Annotated in this window: 10 protein-coding genes; 5 read left to right on the top strand and 5 right to left on the bottom strand. The window is 67.5% G+C overall.

Translation table 11 applies throughout. The annotated features are described in order from the left end of the window. Positions 1 to 8: 8 nt before the first annotated feature. From CLU95_RS23535 to polA, 3 genes are read right to left on the bottom strand one after another with little or no spacing between them, the layout of a single operon-like run. Positions 9 to 911 carry a LysR family transcriptional regulator gene (locus tag CLU95_RS23535; protein WP_099795828.1) on the bottom strand — a complete coding sequence of 301 codons (903 nt, stop codon included), beginning with the start codon at positions 909 to 911 and terminating at the stop codon, positions 9 to 11. A 25-nt stretch (positions 912 to 936) separates the two neighbouring features. Further along, positions 937 to 2,223 carry a M20/M25/M40 family metallo-hydrolase gene (locus tag CLU95_RS23530; RefSeq protein ID WP_099795827.1) on the bottom strand — a complete coding sequence of 429 codons (1,287 nt, stop codon included), beginning with the start codon at positions 2,221 to 2,223 and terminating at the stop codon, positions 937 to 939. Positions 2,224 to 2,275: 52 nt separating this feature from the next. Continuing rightward, complete coding sequence (gene polA / locus CLU95_RS23525) at positions 2,276 to 5,089, bottom strand: DNA polymerase I (protein WP_099795826.1); 2,814 nt, start codon at positions 5,087 to 5,089, stop codon at positions 2,276 to 2,278. Positions 5,090 to 5,186: 97 nt separating this feature from the next. On the opposite strand from polA, the gene CLU95_RS23520 reads away from it, so the two are divergent. The 3 genes from CLU95_RS23520 (at position 5,187) to CLU95_RS23510 (ending at position 7,523) form a co-directional block, all read left to right on the top strand. Continuing rightward, the gene (locus tag CLU95_RS23520) at positions 5,187 to 5,561 is read left to right on the top strand and encodes a hypothetical protein (RefSeq protein WP_099797445.1); all 375 of its coding nucleotides are present in this window, start codon (positions 5,187 to 5,189) and stop codon (positions 5,559 to 5,561) included. Positions 5,562 to 5,634: 73 nt separating this feature from the next. Beyond that, positions 5,635 to 6,684, top strand: coding sequence for a homoserine kinase (locus CLU95_RS23515; protein WP_099795825.1), 1,050 nt, complete (start codon positions 5,635 to 5,637; stop codon positions 6,682 to 6,684). 8 nt (positions 6,685 to 6,692) lie between these two features. Continuing rightward, entirely contained in the window at positions 6,693 to 7,523 is an 831-nt protein-coding gene (locus CLU95_RS23510) for a BPSS1780 family membrane protein (RefSeq protein WP_099795824.1), read from the top strand. Positions 7,524 to 7,568: 45 nt separating this feature from the next. Here the strand turns inward: CLU95_RS23510 and CLU95_RS23505 are convergent, their stop codons facing one another. Further along, positions 7,569 to 10,022: a UvrD-helicase domain-containing protein gene (locus tag CLU95_RS23505; protein ID WP_099795823.1), complete on the bottom strand. Its 2,454-nt coding sequence runs from the start codon at positions 10,020 to 10,022 to the stop codon at positions 7,569 to 7,571. 202 nt (positions 10,023 to 10,224) lie between these two features. Here CLU95_RS23505 and CLU95_RS23500 point away from each other — a divergent pair, with 202 nt between their 5' ends. Beyond that, positions 10,225 to 10,878, top strand: coding sequence for an OmpW/AlkL family protein (locus CLU95_RS23500; protein ID WP_099795822.1), 654 nt, complete (start codon positions 10,225 to 10,227; stop codon positions 10,876 to 10,878). Between the two features lie 220 nt (positions 10,879 to 11,098). Then, positions 11,099 to 12,076: a GMP reductase gene (locus CLU95_RS23495; RefSeq protein ID WP_099795821.1), complete on the top strand. Its 978-nt coding sequence runs from the start codon at positions 11,099 to 11,101 to the stop codon at positions 12,074 to 12,076. 46 nt (positions 12,077 to 12,122) lie between these two features. Here the strand turns inward: CLU95_RS23495 and CLU95_RS23490 are convergent, their stop codons facing one another. Further along, positions 12,123 to 12,989: an alpha/beta hydrolase gene (locus CLU95_RS23490; protein ID WP_099795820.1), complete on the bottom strand. Its 867-nt coding sequence runs from the start codon at positions 12,987 to 12,989 to the stop codon at positions 12,123 to 12,125. Positions 12,990 to 13,064: the final 75 nt, after the last annotated feature.

Raw genomic sequence — 13,064 nt, 5'->3', positions numbered from 1 at the left:
CATCTTTCTCAGGCGGTCTGCTCGATCGCTTCGCGCATGCAGCGCGTGATGCCGCGCACCGCCACCGAGTCGGGCTTGCCTGCGAAGCGCAGCGCCCGCACCGGCACGGGAATGTGCGGCTCGAGCGTCAGCACCTCGACCTTGGTGCGGTCGGCCGAGCGCGCCGTGCAGCCGTCGACCAGCGCCACGCCCAGTCCGTGGTGCGCCATGGCCAGTGCGGCATGGTAGGTCTGCACCGTGACGACGGCCTGCTGGAAACCCACGCCCGCCTGCCGGCAGGCCTGGCTCAGGCTGGTGCCGACCGGGTCGCGGCCGTCGAGGCCGATCACCGGGCGGTCGATGAGGTCGTGCAGCGCCACCGAGCCGTTGCGCACCAGCGCGCGCGGCAGCATGCCCTTGGGCGCGACGCACACCATGCGGCTGTCGGCCAGCGTCTCCTGCGTGAGCGAGGGGTGCACCGCGGGGCTGAACGCAAAGCCCACGTCGGCCTCTTGCAAGAGCAGCGCCGACATGATCTGCGGCGAGTGCAGCGACTCGACCGTGATCGCGTAGCCCGGGTGCATCTCGCGAAAAGCCTTGAGCGCGCGCGGCAAAATTTCGTAGCTCAGCGCGAGCACGCTGAGGATGCGCAGCTCGCCGGTGTCGTTGCCCGCACGCAGGTTCGCCGCCAGCCGCTGCACCTCGTCGAGCTGCGCAAACAGCCGCTCGATGTGCGGGTACAGCGTGAGCGCCTCGGTGGTCGGCGTGAGCCGCCCCTTGGTGCGCTGGAACAGCGGAAAGCCCAGCTGCAACTCGGCATGCTGCAGCGTGCGGCTCACCGCGGGCTGCGTGATGTTGATGAGCCGCGCAGCCGCGCTCACGCTGCCCGCGAGCATGATCGCGTTGAAGACCTCGATGTGGCGCAGCCGCATGGCCGACAGTCGTCGGTGTGGCTGCTCAGCGGACGGTGGTCTTGCCGGTGGCGATGTCCATCACCATGCGCACGCCCAGGTAGAGACGCGGCTCGATGGAATCGATCAGCACGTACTCCGCGTCGGCCGAGTGCGCGCCGAAGCCTTGCAGGCCGAAGCGCTCGATGACGGGCGCCTTGGTCTTGAGCGAGGCGAATGCCGCGTCGGTGCCACCACCGGCCGCCTTGTCGTCGGCGCCCAGCGGGCGGCCCAGCTCATCCTTGTAGATCGCCTGCGCGTGCTTGGCGAGCGCGCGCGAAGCGTCGGTGGCCTCGAGCGGCGGACGGCGGCGTTCGAACTTCAGCTCGACCTTGGCCTCGGGCACCAGCTGCTTCTTCACGCGCTCGTTCACTTGCTGCTCGATGCGGTCGTAGTCGGCCACCTTGAGCACGCGCACGTCGGCGCCCGCGGTGGCGCTGGCCGGAATCACGTTGCGGTTGGAGCCCGACTTCGAGATGGTCCAGTTCATCTTCAGGCCCGTGGCCGGGTCGGACAGGTCGCGCATCTGCAGAATTTGATGCGACAGCTCGTACAGCGCGTTCACGCCCAGCTCGGGCGCCGAGCCCGCGTGCGAGGCCTTGCCCGACACGTTCAGCGTGACCGAGGCGATGCCCGCGGTGGCCAGCGAGAGCTTGTCGTCCTTGATGGACGCGCCTTCGAACGACAGCACGGCGTCGTGCTCGCCGCCGAGCTTGGTGAGCAGCGCGCGCGAACCCGGCGAGCTGATTTCCTCGTCGCCGTTGATCAGCACGGTGAGCGTGCCGTAGTCCTTGAACTTCAGCGTCTGCAGCATCGACACCAGGTGCGTGATGACGGCCACGCCCTGCTTGTCGTCCGAAATGCCCAGGCCGTAGGCCTTGTCGCCGTCGATGCGGAACGGCTGCTTGTTGAGCATGCCGATGGTGTAGACCGTGTCCATGTGCGCGATGAGCATGATCTTTTTCGTGCCCGTGCCCTTGAAGGTGGCGCGCACCACGCGGCCGATTTTCTCGGGCGTGTCTTCCATGCGGTAGGCGTCGGCGCTCGGGTCGATGAGCTCGACCTCGCCGCCCAGCGCCTTGAACTTGGCGGCAATGAGGTCGGAGATTTTCTCGAGGCCTTCGAGGTCGCGGCTGCCCGACTCGATGGAGACCAGCTCTTTCAGCGTCTCGAGCAGCGCGGGCTTTTCCTTGGCGGCGAGCGCGGCGATGCGGGCATCGGGCGCGGCAGAGGCGGTGCCGAGGAAGGCCGCGCAGACGGCGGCGAGCAGGAAGGTGCGGGGCTGGAGTTTCATGGACGGGCTTCTTCTTTCTGTCGTTTGTCTCGTAGGGTCGTGCGAGTGTGGGTCAGTGGGCCTTGTCCCAGTTGGGACCGACGCCGATCTCGGCGAGCAGCGGCACCTTCAGCGCCGCCACGCCGGCCATCAGGCGCGGGATTTCGGTGCGCACCCATTCGATCTCGGCCTCGGGCACTTCGAACACCAGTTCGTCGTGCACCTGCATGATCATCTTGGTGGCGCGCTTTTCTTCGTCAAGCACGTTCTGTACCTTGACCATGCTGAGCTTGATGAGGTCGGCCGCCGTGCCCTGCATCGGCGCGTTGATGGCCTGGCGCTCGGCCGCCTTCTTGCGGGGGCCGTTGCCGCCGTTGATCTCGCTCAGGTAGAGGCGCCGGCCGAACGCGGTCTCAACGTAGCCGCGCTCCCGCGCAAACTCCACGGTCTCATCCATGTACACCTTCACGCCCGGGTAGCGCGCGAAGTAGCGCTCGATGTACGAGGCCGCGGCCTTGGTCTCGATGCCCAGGTTCTTCGCGAGGCCGAAGCTGCTCATGCCGTAGATGAGGCCGAAGTTGATGACCTTGGCGTAGCGGCGCTGCTCGCTCGACACCTGGTCGGGCGTGGTGCCGAACACCTCGGCGGCCGTGGCGCGGTGCACGTCGACGCCGTCGGTGAAGGCACGCAGCAGCGACTCGTCGCCACTGATGTGGGCCATGATGCGCAGCTCGATCTGCGAGTAGTCGGCGCTGGCGATCACGCAGCCCGCCGGCGCCACGAAGGCCTCGCGCACGCGCCGGCCTTCGGGCGTGCGGATCGGGATGTTCTGCAGGTTGGGGTCGTTGCTGCTCAGGCGGCCCGTGACGGCCACGGCCTGCGCGTAGTGCGTGTGCACGCGGCCGGTGCGCGGGTTGGCGAGCTGGCCGAGCTTGTCGGTGTAGGTGCCCTTGAGCTTCGACAGGCCGCGGTGCTCGAGGATCTTGGCGGGCAGCGGGTAGTCTTCGGCCAGTTTTTCGAGCACTTCTTCGTCGGTGCTGGGCGCGCCGCTCGGCGTCTTCTTGACCACGGGCAGGCCCAGCTTGGTAAAGAAGATTTCGCCGATCTGCTTGGGCGAACCGAGGTTGAAGGGCTGGCCCGCGATGTCGTAGGCCTCCTGCTCCAGCGCCATGATGCGCGTGCCGAGGTCGTGGCTCTGCGCGGCCAGCGTGGGCGCGTCGATCAGCACGCCGTTGCGCTCGATGCGGTACAGCGCCTCGCTCGAATCCATTTCGAGCTGGTAGATGTAGCCCAGCTTCTCTTCCTTCTGCAGCAGGGGCCACAGCGTGCGGTGCACGTCGAGCGTCTGGTCGCTGTCTTCGCACGAGTACTCGGCGGCCTTGGCGATGTCGACCTGGCTGAACGAGATCTGGTGCACGCCCTTGCCGCACAGGTCTTCGTACGAGATGCCGCTGCGCCCCAGGTGGCGTTCGGCCAGGGACGACAGGCCGTGCGGCTTGTTCACTTCGAGCACGTAGCTTTGCAGCATCGTGTCGTGCGCGTAGCCCTGCACCTCGATGCCGTGGTTGGCGAACACGTGGCGGTCGTACTTGATGTGCTGGCCGAGCTTTTTCTTGTCGGCGTTCTCGAGCCATGGCTTGAGCCTGGCGAGCACCTCGTCGATCGGCAGCTGTGCGGGTGCGTCGGGGTAGTTGTGCGTGAGCGGAATGTAGGCCGCCTCGCCCGGCGTGACGCTGAAGCTGATGCCGACGATCTGCGCGACCATCTCGTCGAGCGAGGTGGTCTCGGTGTCGATGGCCGTGAGTTCGGCGGCCTCGAGCCTGGCGAGCCAGGCGTCGAACTGCGCCCATTCCATGATCGTGTCGTACTTGAGGTTGCTCGCGGGCGCGGCGGCCTCTTGCGCCTCCAGCTCGGAGGGCTCGTCGAACAGGCCGCCCTGGTCGCGATCGGCCTTGGCAGCCTTCTTCTTCGCGTTCTCTTCGATCAGCTCGGGCGGCGCTTCCTGCGCTTCGAGCGACTTGACGAGGCTCTTGAAACCGAACTTCTCGTAGAAGGGCTTCAGCTCCGCCGTCTGCGGCGCGCCGACGGGCAGGCCTTCGAGCGAGGGCAGGCCTTCGACATGGCCGTTCAGGTCGCAATCGGTGCGGATGGTGACGAGGCGCTTGCTCAGCGGCAGCTTGTCGAGCGCCTGGCGCAGGTTTTCGCCGGCGGCGCCCTTCACTTCGGCGGCGCGTTCGACCAGCGCATCGAGCGAGCCGTATTCAAGCAGCCATTTCGCGGCCGTCTTGGGGCCGACCTTCGGCACGCCGGGCACGTTGTCGACCGTATCGCCGATGAGCGTCTGGTAGTCGACCATGAGGCTGGGCGGCACGCCGAACTCGGCCGTCACGCCGGCGATGTCGCGCTTCTTGCCGTTCATCGTGTCGATGATGGTGATGTGCTCGTCGACCAGCTGGCTCAGGTCCTTGTCGCCGCTGGAGACGATCACCTCGACGCCCTGCGCGGCCGCGACCTTGGCGAGCGTGCCGATCACGTCGTCGGCCTCGACCTCGGGCACGGTGATCACCGGCCAGCCGAGCAGCTTGACCACTTCGTGGATGGGGTCGATCTGGCTGCGCAGGTCGTCGGGCATCGGCGAGCGGTTGGCCTTGTACTCGGGGTACCAGTCGTCGCGGAAAGTCTTGCCGGGGGCGTCGAAGATGCAGGCCGCGTAGTCGGCGCGCACCTCGCGGCGCAGCGCGGTCATCATGTTGATCATTCCGCGAATGGCACCGGTGGCCGGGCTCTTCGGGTCGCCGGGCACGGCGCGCAGATCGGGCATCGCGTGGAAGGCCCGGTACAGGTAGCTCGAGCCATCGACGAGCAGCAGCGTTTTCTTGTCGGTCATCGGGGCATTTTGCCGTGCCCGGACCGGCGTCCGGAACGACACCAGGGTCGGCTGGCCGCCGACACGCCGCGAGCGGGTGCACGCCTACAATCTGCGCATGCCTAGCTCCCCACTCCTGGTCGCCCGCCGCATCCTGCTGGCGCTGGCTTTCGCCACCCCCTTTGCCGCGCTTGCGCAGGCGCCGGCCGCGCCCGCCGCCCAGCCGGCACCGGCGGAACCGCTACAAAATCAGGAGCAGGCCGACGGCCGGCGCAACCAGAAGGTCGAGCACATCCACACGGAAGACAGCGGCGCCTCGGTCGACGAGGTGCGCTACGGCGGCCGCACGCAGAGCATCAACGTCAAGCCCAAGTCGAACATGCCCGGTTACGAAGTGCTGCCCAACGACGGTGGCAGCGCCCGCCCCGGCACGACCGGCGACGCGAACAGCGGCGGCAACGGCCCGCGTGTCTGGAACGTGCTGAAGTTCTGACCGTGACGCTGTCGTTCTCCTTCCCGCCCTCCCTCTTTTCTCCCGCAGCCGCCGTCCGGCGCTGAGCATCGCCATGGCAGTTTTTACCGAAGTCCAGTTCGGCGAGGCAGACGCGCTCGTCCAGCGTCTTGGCATGGGCGCCCTGCGCGAACTGCGCGGCATCGAGGGCGGCATCGAGAACACCAACTATTTCGCCACCACCGAGTCGGGCGAATTCGTGCTGACGCTGTTCGAGCGCCTGAGCGCCGAACAGCTGCCGTACTACCTTTGCCTGATGAAGCACCTGGCCGGTGCCGGCCTGCCGGTGCCCGCGCCCGTGGCCGACCCGGCCGTGGCACCGCCTGCCGGCCATGCGCTGTCGATTCCCGCGCAGGCGCCCTGCGAGCTGCTGCACCGCGTGGCCGGCAAGCCCGCGGCGCTGGTGCAGAAGCTGTCGGGCCACAGCGAGCTGGCCCCCACGGCCGCGCACTGCGCCGAACTGGGCGCCATGCTGGCCCGCATGCACCTGGCCGGGCGCGACTACCCGCGCATCCAGCCGAACCTGCGCGGCCTGCCCTGGTGGAACGAAACCGCCCCGGTGGTGCTGCCCCACATGGACGAGGCGCAGTCGGCGCTGCTGCGCGCCGAGCTGGCCTACCAGAATCATGTCGCCGAATCGTCGGCCTACGCGGCGCTGCCGCGCGGCCCGGTGCATGCCGACATGTTCCGCGACAACGTGATGTTCGCGACCGACGGCGGGCCCGATGCGCCGCCGCGCCTCACGGGCGTGTTCGACTTCTACTTCGCCGGCACCGACACCTGGCTGTTCGACCTGGCCGTGTGCCTGAACGACTGGGCCATCGACCTGGCCAGCGGCCGGCATGACGCCGCCCGCGCCGACGCCCTGCTCGCCGCCTACGAAAGCGTGCGCGCGCTGAACGCCTCCGAGCGCGCCCTGCTGCCCGCGATGCTGCGCGCCGCCGCGCTGCGCTTCTGGATCTCGCGCCTGTGGGACTTCCACCTGCCGCGCGAGGCCAGCATGCTCAAGCCCCACGACCCGACGCACTTCGAGCGCGTGCTGCGCGAGCGCGCCACCCACCCGCACGCCATCGCCCACGTCCTCGAGCCGTTGATGGCAGCCTGACCCTACACATGAAACTCAACCTCGTGCCGGCGCGCACCGGCTTCGCCTGGGTCCGCCTCGGACTCAAGACCTTCTGGCGCCAGCCGCTGGCCTTCATCTCGCTGTTCTTCCTGCTGATGGCGATGATCTCGACGGTGTCGATGCTGCCACTGCTCGGCAGCGTGCTCGCGCCGATCCTGCTGCCCTTCCTGACGCTGGGCCTGATGGTCGCGACCTCGGTGGCCGCCACCGACAACGCCGACGGCCTGGGCAACGCGGGCGACCAGGGCCGCCCCACGGGCTCGGCCATGTTCATCGCGGTGTTCGACGCCATGCGCACCGAATGGCGCGCCCTCGTCACGCTGGGCGTGATCTCGGCCGTGTACTTCGTGCTGGCCGTCACGCTGACGGCGCTGGTCGACGGCGGCCAGCTCATGCGCGCCTACCTGTTCGACGAAACGGTGACGCCCGAAGTCATGAAGAGCAGCGAGTTCCTCACGGCGCGCACGCTGCTGATGTGCCTGAACCTGCCGCTGTCGCTGGCCATGTGGCACGCACCGGCGCTGGTGCACTGGCACCGCGTGGAGCCGGTGAAGAGCATCTTCTTCAGCATCGTCGCGCTGTTCCGCAACTTCGGCGCCTACGCGCTGTTCGGCCTGGCGTGGTTCGGCGTGTTCATGTTCGCGGGCATCGCCATCGGCCTGCTCGCCACCGTGCTGATCGGCGTCGGCGCCATGGGCTCCGACGGCGCAGCGCTGGCGATCGGCAACATCCTGATGATCGGCACGGCGCTGGTGCTCGCGGCCATGTCGCTGGCTTCGACCTGGTTCACCTTCCGCGACAGCTTCGACGCGAACTGAGCGGGCATCGCCCGCTGCCCTTTCGGGCGGGCGGGCCTGCCGGCCTCAAACCGGCGTGAGCTTCGCCACCGACAGCGCCAGCCACTTCACGCCGTGGCGCGCGAACTTCACCTGCGCCCGCGCGTCGTCGCCGGTGCCTTCGAGCGCGGTCACCGTGCCCTCGCCGAACTTGTTGTGGAACACCTGCATGCCTGAACGCAGACCGTGCGAGGGCGCTGTCTTCTGCGGCGGCACGGGCGGGCTGGCGAAGGTGTCCTTGCCGGCGCTGCTGCCGCCACCACCGTAGCGGTTGCCGCCGCCCCCACCACCGCCGTAGCCACCGGCACCGCCGCGCGTGCTGCCGTAGCCGCCGCCATAGCCGAAGGCCGAGGGCGCAAAGCCCTGGTTCTTCGGCGTGAGCCACTTGAGCGCGCTTTCCGGCAGCTCGTCGAAGAAGCGGCTCTTGACGTTGTAGCGGGTCTGGCCGTGCAGCATGCGCGTCTGCGAGTGGCTCAGGTACAGGCGCTTGCGGGCGCGTGTGATCGCCACGTACATCAGGCGGCGCTCTTCCTCGAGGCTCTCGAAATCGCTCATCGAGTTCTCGTGCGGGAACAGGCCCTCTTCCATGCCGGTGATGAACACGCAGTCGAACTCCAGGCCCTTGGCGGCGTGCACGGTCATGAGCTGCACCGCGTCCTGGCCGGCCTGCGCCTGGTTGTCGCCCGACTCGAGCGCCGCGTGCGTCAGGAAGGCCGCGAGCGGGCTCAGCGTTTCGCCCGTTTCCGCATCGGGTGCCAGCGGCTCGTCGAGCACGGGGCGGGTCAGGTCGATGCCCTGGCTGGCGAGCGACTGGCGCAACTCGTCGACCGGCAGCGCCACGGCATCGCGGCCGAAGCCTTCCTGCGTGACGAAGCTTTCGGCCGCGTTCACGAGTTCGTCCAAGTTCTCGAGGCGGTCGGCGCCTTCGCGGTCGGCCTTGTAGTGTTCGACGAGCCCGCTGTGATCGAGCACCAGCTCGATGATCTCGCGCAGGCTCACACCTTGCGTCTGCTCGCGCAGCACGTCGATCTTGGCGACGAAGGCCGTGAGGTTCGAGCCGGCCTTGCCGCCGACCGCGCTCACCGCGTCGTGCAGCGAGCGCCCGGCGGCGCGTGACGCGTCCTGCAGGCTTTCGAGCGTGCGTGCGCCGATGCCGCGCGGCGGAAAGTTGACGACGCGCAGGAAGCTGGTGTCGTCGTCTTTGTTCTCGAGCAGGCGCAGGTAGGCCAGCGCGTGCTTGATTTCGGCACGCTCGAAGAAGCGCAGGCCACCGTACACGCGGTACGGCACGGAGGCGTTGAACAGCGCCGTTTCAATCACCCGGCTCTGCGCATTGCTGCGGTAGAGCACGGCCATTTCCTTGCGGTCGAAACCGTCGCGCACGAGCTGGCGCATTTCCTCGACCATCCACTGCGCCTCGGCGAGGTCGGTGGGCGATTCGTACACGCGCACCGGTTCGCCCGGGCCCTGCTCGGTGCGCAGGTTCTTGCCCAGGCGCTTCTTGTTGTGGCTGATGAGCTCGTTGGCCGAATCGAGGATGTTGCTGTAGCTGCGGTAGTTCTGCTCCAGGATGATCTGGTGGCGCACATTGAACTCGCGCACGAAGTCGGTCATGTTGCCCACGCGCGCACCGCGGAAGGCGTAGATGCTCTGGTCGTCGTCGCCCACGGCGATCACGCTGTTGTGTTCGCCCGGCGTGAAGTGACCGCCGGCCGCGGTGTGGCCCGAGAGCATCTTCAGCCACGCGTACTGCAGGCGGTTGGTGTCCTGGAACTCGTCGACCATGATGTGGCGAAAGCGCCGCTGGTAGTGCTCGCGCACCGGGTCGTTGTCGCGCAGCAGTTCGTAGCTGCGCAGCATCAGCTCGCCGAAGTCGACCACGCCTTCGCGCTGGCACTGCTCTTCATACAGCTGGTACAGCTCGACCTTCTTGCGGTCGTCGTCGCTGCGCGCTTGCATGTCGCCGGGGCGCAGGCCGTCTTCCTTGGCGCCGGCGATGAACCACTGCGTCTGCTTGGCCGGAAAGCGCTCGTCGTCGACGTTGAACTGCTTCATCAGCCGCTTGATGGCCGAGAGCTGGTCTTGTGTGTCGAGGATCTGGAAGGTCGAGGGCAGGTTGGCCAGCTTCCAGTGCGCGCGCAGCAGGCGGTTGCACAGGCCGTGGAAGGTGCCGATCCACATGCCGCGCACGTTGACGGGCAGCATCGAGGTCAGCCGCGTCATCATTTCCTTGGCGGCCTTGTTGGTAAAGGTGACGGCCAGGATGCCGCCGGCGGACACCTGCCCCGTCTGCAACAGCCACGCGATGCGGGTGGTGAGCACCCGCGTCTTGCCGGAGCCGGCACCGGCGAGGATGAGCGCGTTGCCCGCGGGCAGCGTGACGGCAGCAAGCTGCTCGGCGTTGAGGTTGTTCAGCAACGGCGAGGCAGGGCCGCCCGCATCGGCTGCGGACGCGCCGGAAAACAGGTCGTGAGGGAGCATGGGGTCCATTGTAGAAAGCTGCCCCGCCGCGGGCGCCGCCGGGCCCGGTTGCCCCTGCGGGCATGACCTGGATCAAGGCAGGGCCCGCTGGCCTGCGCAGGCCCGCCCCTCTTGCGGCAGATCAAGTGATGCAACCCCGCCCGGCGGGAGACTGCCTTCCAGTTGCCGGCCCTGCGCGCCGGCCGTCACGACTGGAGAACACATGTCAAAGAAACTCGCCCCCGCCTGCATCGCCGCCCTGCTCGGCGCCATGGCGGCGCTGCCGGCCACGGCGCAGGAAGCCCAGGGCAACTGGCTGGTGCGCGCCCGCGCCGTGTACCTGAAGCCGGCGAACCACTCGGCCCCGGTGGCCGACCTGTCGATTCCGGCCGACGCCATCACCATCAACAGCAAGACCATTCCCGAGTTGGACATCACTTACTTCTTCACGCCGAACATCGCGGCCGAGCTGGTGCTGACGGTGCCGCAGAAGCAGACGGTCACCGTGCAGCAGAGCGCGCTGGGCGGCCCGGTGGACATCGGCACCTTCAAGCACCTGCCGCCCTCGCTGATGCTGCAGTACCACTTCATGCCCACCGCGAAGATCCGCCCTTACGTGGGCGCGGGCCTGAACTACACGCGGCTGAGCAGCGTCAACCTGCAGGTGCCGACGGTCGGCCGGCTTCAACTGCAGAACGAGAGCTTCGGCTTTGCGATGGGCGCGGGCGTCGACATCGAGGTGGCGAAGAACACTTACCTCAACCTCGACGTGAAGAAGCTGCGCATCCGCAGTGCCGTGAACATGAACGGCGTGCAGCTGTCGACCGTGAAGGTCGACCCGTGGCTGTTCGGCGTGGGCGTCGGCTACCGCTTCTGACAAAGAACCGCACCACGGTCGTCGGGTATACGCAGCAGCCCATAGGGTCAATACGACCCGGCGACTTGCGCATCACCGCCATGGCCGTAAAATCAATCACCGGGCCCAAGTTTCTTGCGTCCGGTTTTTTTTGGCCGTCATTTTCATGACGCGACCACGAGAACCGGCCGGACCAAGCGCTCATTCGTTCCACTCAACGATTCCTTTCTGGAGCCTGGTCATGCAAATCTTCGACTACGACAACATCCTTCTGCTGCCGCGCAAATGCCGCGTGGAAAGCCGCTCGGAATGCGACACCAGCGTCACGCTGGGCGAACGCACCTTCCGCCTGCCGGTGGTGCCTGCCAACATGAAAACGGTGGTCGACGAGTCGATCTGCCTGTGGCTCGCGCAGAACGGTTATTTCTACGTGATGCACCGCTTCGACCTGGACAACATCCAGTTCGTGAAAGACATGCAGGGCAAGGGCGTGTTCGCCTCGATCTCGCTGGGCGTGAAGAAGCCCGACTACGACACGGTCGACCAGATGGTGGCCCAAGGCCTCGTGCCCGAATACATCACGATCGACATTGCGCACGGCCATGCCGACAGCGTGAAGAACATGATCGGCTACCTGAAAGCCAAGCTGCCCAAGTCGTTCGTGATCGCCGGCAACGTCGGCACGCCCGAAGCCGTGATCGACCTGGAGAACTGGGGCGCCGACGCCACCAAGGTCGGCATCGGCCCGGGCAAGGTCTGCATCACCAAGCTCAAGACCGGCTTCGGCACGGGCGGCTGGCAGCTGTCGGCACTCAAGTGGTGCGCGCGCGTGGCCACCAAGCCGATCATTGCCGACGGCGGCATCCGCGACCACGGCGACATCGCCAAGAGCATCCGCTTCGGCGCGTCGATGGTCATGATCGGCTCGCTGTTCGCGGGCCACGAAGAGTCGCCGGGCAAGACGGTCGACGTCGACGGCGCGCTCTTCAAGGAGTACTACGGCTCGGCCAGCGACTTCAACAAGGGCGAGTACAAGCACGTCGAAGGCAAGCGCATCCTCGAGCCCATCAAGGGCAAGCTGGCCGACACGCTGGTCGAGATGGAGCAGGACGTGCAGAGCTCGATCAGCTACGCGGGCGGCCGCACGCTGATGGACATCCGCAAGGTCAACTACGTCACGCTGGGCGGCGCCAACGAGGGCGAACACCTGCTGATGTGAGCGCGACGGGCGGCCTGTCCGCCCGTCTTTGCCCGTCTCTTTTCTTTCAGGCCTCGAGCAACTGCACTGCGTAGCGGTGCAGCGCGTGCGCCGGATCGGCCAGCGCATCGACCACGCCGAAGTGGTCGAGCCCCGGCAGCACCTCGCACACCGGCACGGTGTGGCGACCCCACGCCTCGCGGATCATCGCGTTGTGGCGCAGGAACTCGGCGCTCTCGTTGCCCCCCACCGCCGCATAGAGCTGGCCGCGCGCAGGTGCAGGCCACAGCGCCGGGCTCGCGCGCCGCGCGTCGGCATCGGTGAGCTTCAGCGTGTGCTCGAGGAACGGCGTGCGCTGCAGCGGCCGCAGATCGAACAGCCCCGACACCGACAAGGCATTGCGCACGAGCTGCGTGGGCAGATCGGGCGCCACCGCCTTCCAGTCGCAGGCCAGCAACGCCGCCGCCATGTGACCGCCCGCGGAATGCCCGGCAACGGTGATGCGCGACGGGTCGCCGCCATGCGCCGCCACGTGGCGCCACGTCCATTCGAGCGCCCGCACCATCTGCAGCAGGATGCCCGGCACGGTCACCGGCTGGTCGACCGGGCCCGGGCACAGCGCGTAGTTGGGCTGCACCACGCAGATGCCGCGGTCGTGGAACGCGGGGCTGATGAACGAGTGGTCTTTCTTGTCCATCGCGCGCCAGTAGCCGCCGTGGATGAACACCAGCACCGGCGCATCGGGCACGGGCGCCGGAAAGACATCGAGCGTTTCGTTCGGGCCCGTGCCGTAGGGCACATCGATGCGGCATGGCAGCGTGTCGCGCGCCGCGGCGGAATCACGGGCCCAGCGCGCAAAGTACGCGGGGTGGTCTTTCACCCGTGCCAGGTTGTTGTACATGCCTTCCAGCCAGGCGGGATCGTGCGCTTCCATGCGGTGCTTGCTCCTAGTTTTTCCAGGCGGCATCTTGGCACGACAGCGTGCATGGAAAGGCGCGGCTGGATAAAA

This window comes from Variovorax sp. 54 (genome assembly GCF_002754375.1).
Lineage (GTDB): Bacteria > Pseudomonadota > Gammaproteobacteria > Burkholderiales > Burkholderiaceae_C > Variovorax.
The sequence above is the reverse complement of the archived record's forward strand: the minus strand, read 5'-3'. Positions and strand labels throughout refer to the sequence as shown.

Bases quoted from the DNA above. Each gene is read 5' to 3' on its own strand.
- CLU95_RS23500 (WP_099795822.1), top strand. From the start codon at position 10,225: ATGTCAAAGAAACTCGCCCCCGCCTGCATCGCCGCCCTGCTCGGCGCC.
- CLU95_RS23510 (WP_099795824.1), top strand. From the start codon at position 6,693: ATGAAACTCAACCTCGTGCCGGCGCGCACCGGCTTCGCCTGGGTCCGC.
- CLU95_RS23515 (WP_099795825.1), top strand. From the start codon at position 5,635: ATGGCAGTTTTTACCGAAGTCCAGTTCGGCGAGGCAGACGCGCTCGTC.
- CLU95_RS23505 (WP_099795823.1), bottom strand. From the start codon at position 10,022: ATGCTCCCTCACGACCTGTTTTCCGGCGCGTCCGCAGCCGATGCGGGC.
- CLU95_RS23490 (WP_099795820.1), bottom strand. From the start codon at position 12,989: ATGGAAGCGCACGATCCCGCCTGGCTGGAAGGCATGTACAACAACCTG.
- polA (WP_099795826.1), bottom strand. From the start codon at position 5,089: ATGACCGACAAGAAAACGCTGCTGCTCGTCGATGGCTCGAGCTACCTG.
- CLU95_RS23495 (WP_099795821.1), top strand. From the start codon at position 11,099: ATGCAAATCTTCGACTACGACAACATCCTTCTGCTGCCGCGCAAATGC.
- CLU95_RS23520 (WP_099797445.1), top strand. From the start codon at position 5,187: ATGCCTAGCTCCCCACTCCTGGTCGCCCGCCGCATCCTGCTGGCGCTG.
- CLU95_RS23530 (WP_099795827.1), bottom strand. From the start codon at position 2,223: ATGAAACTCCAGCCCCGCACCTTCCTGCTCGCCGCCGTCTGCGCGGCC.
- CLU95_RS23535 (WP_099795828.1), bottom strand. From the start codon at position 911: ATGCGGCTGCGCCACATCGAGGTCTTCAACGCGATCATGCTCGCGGGC.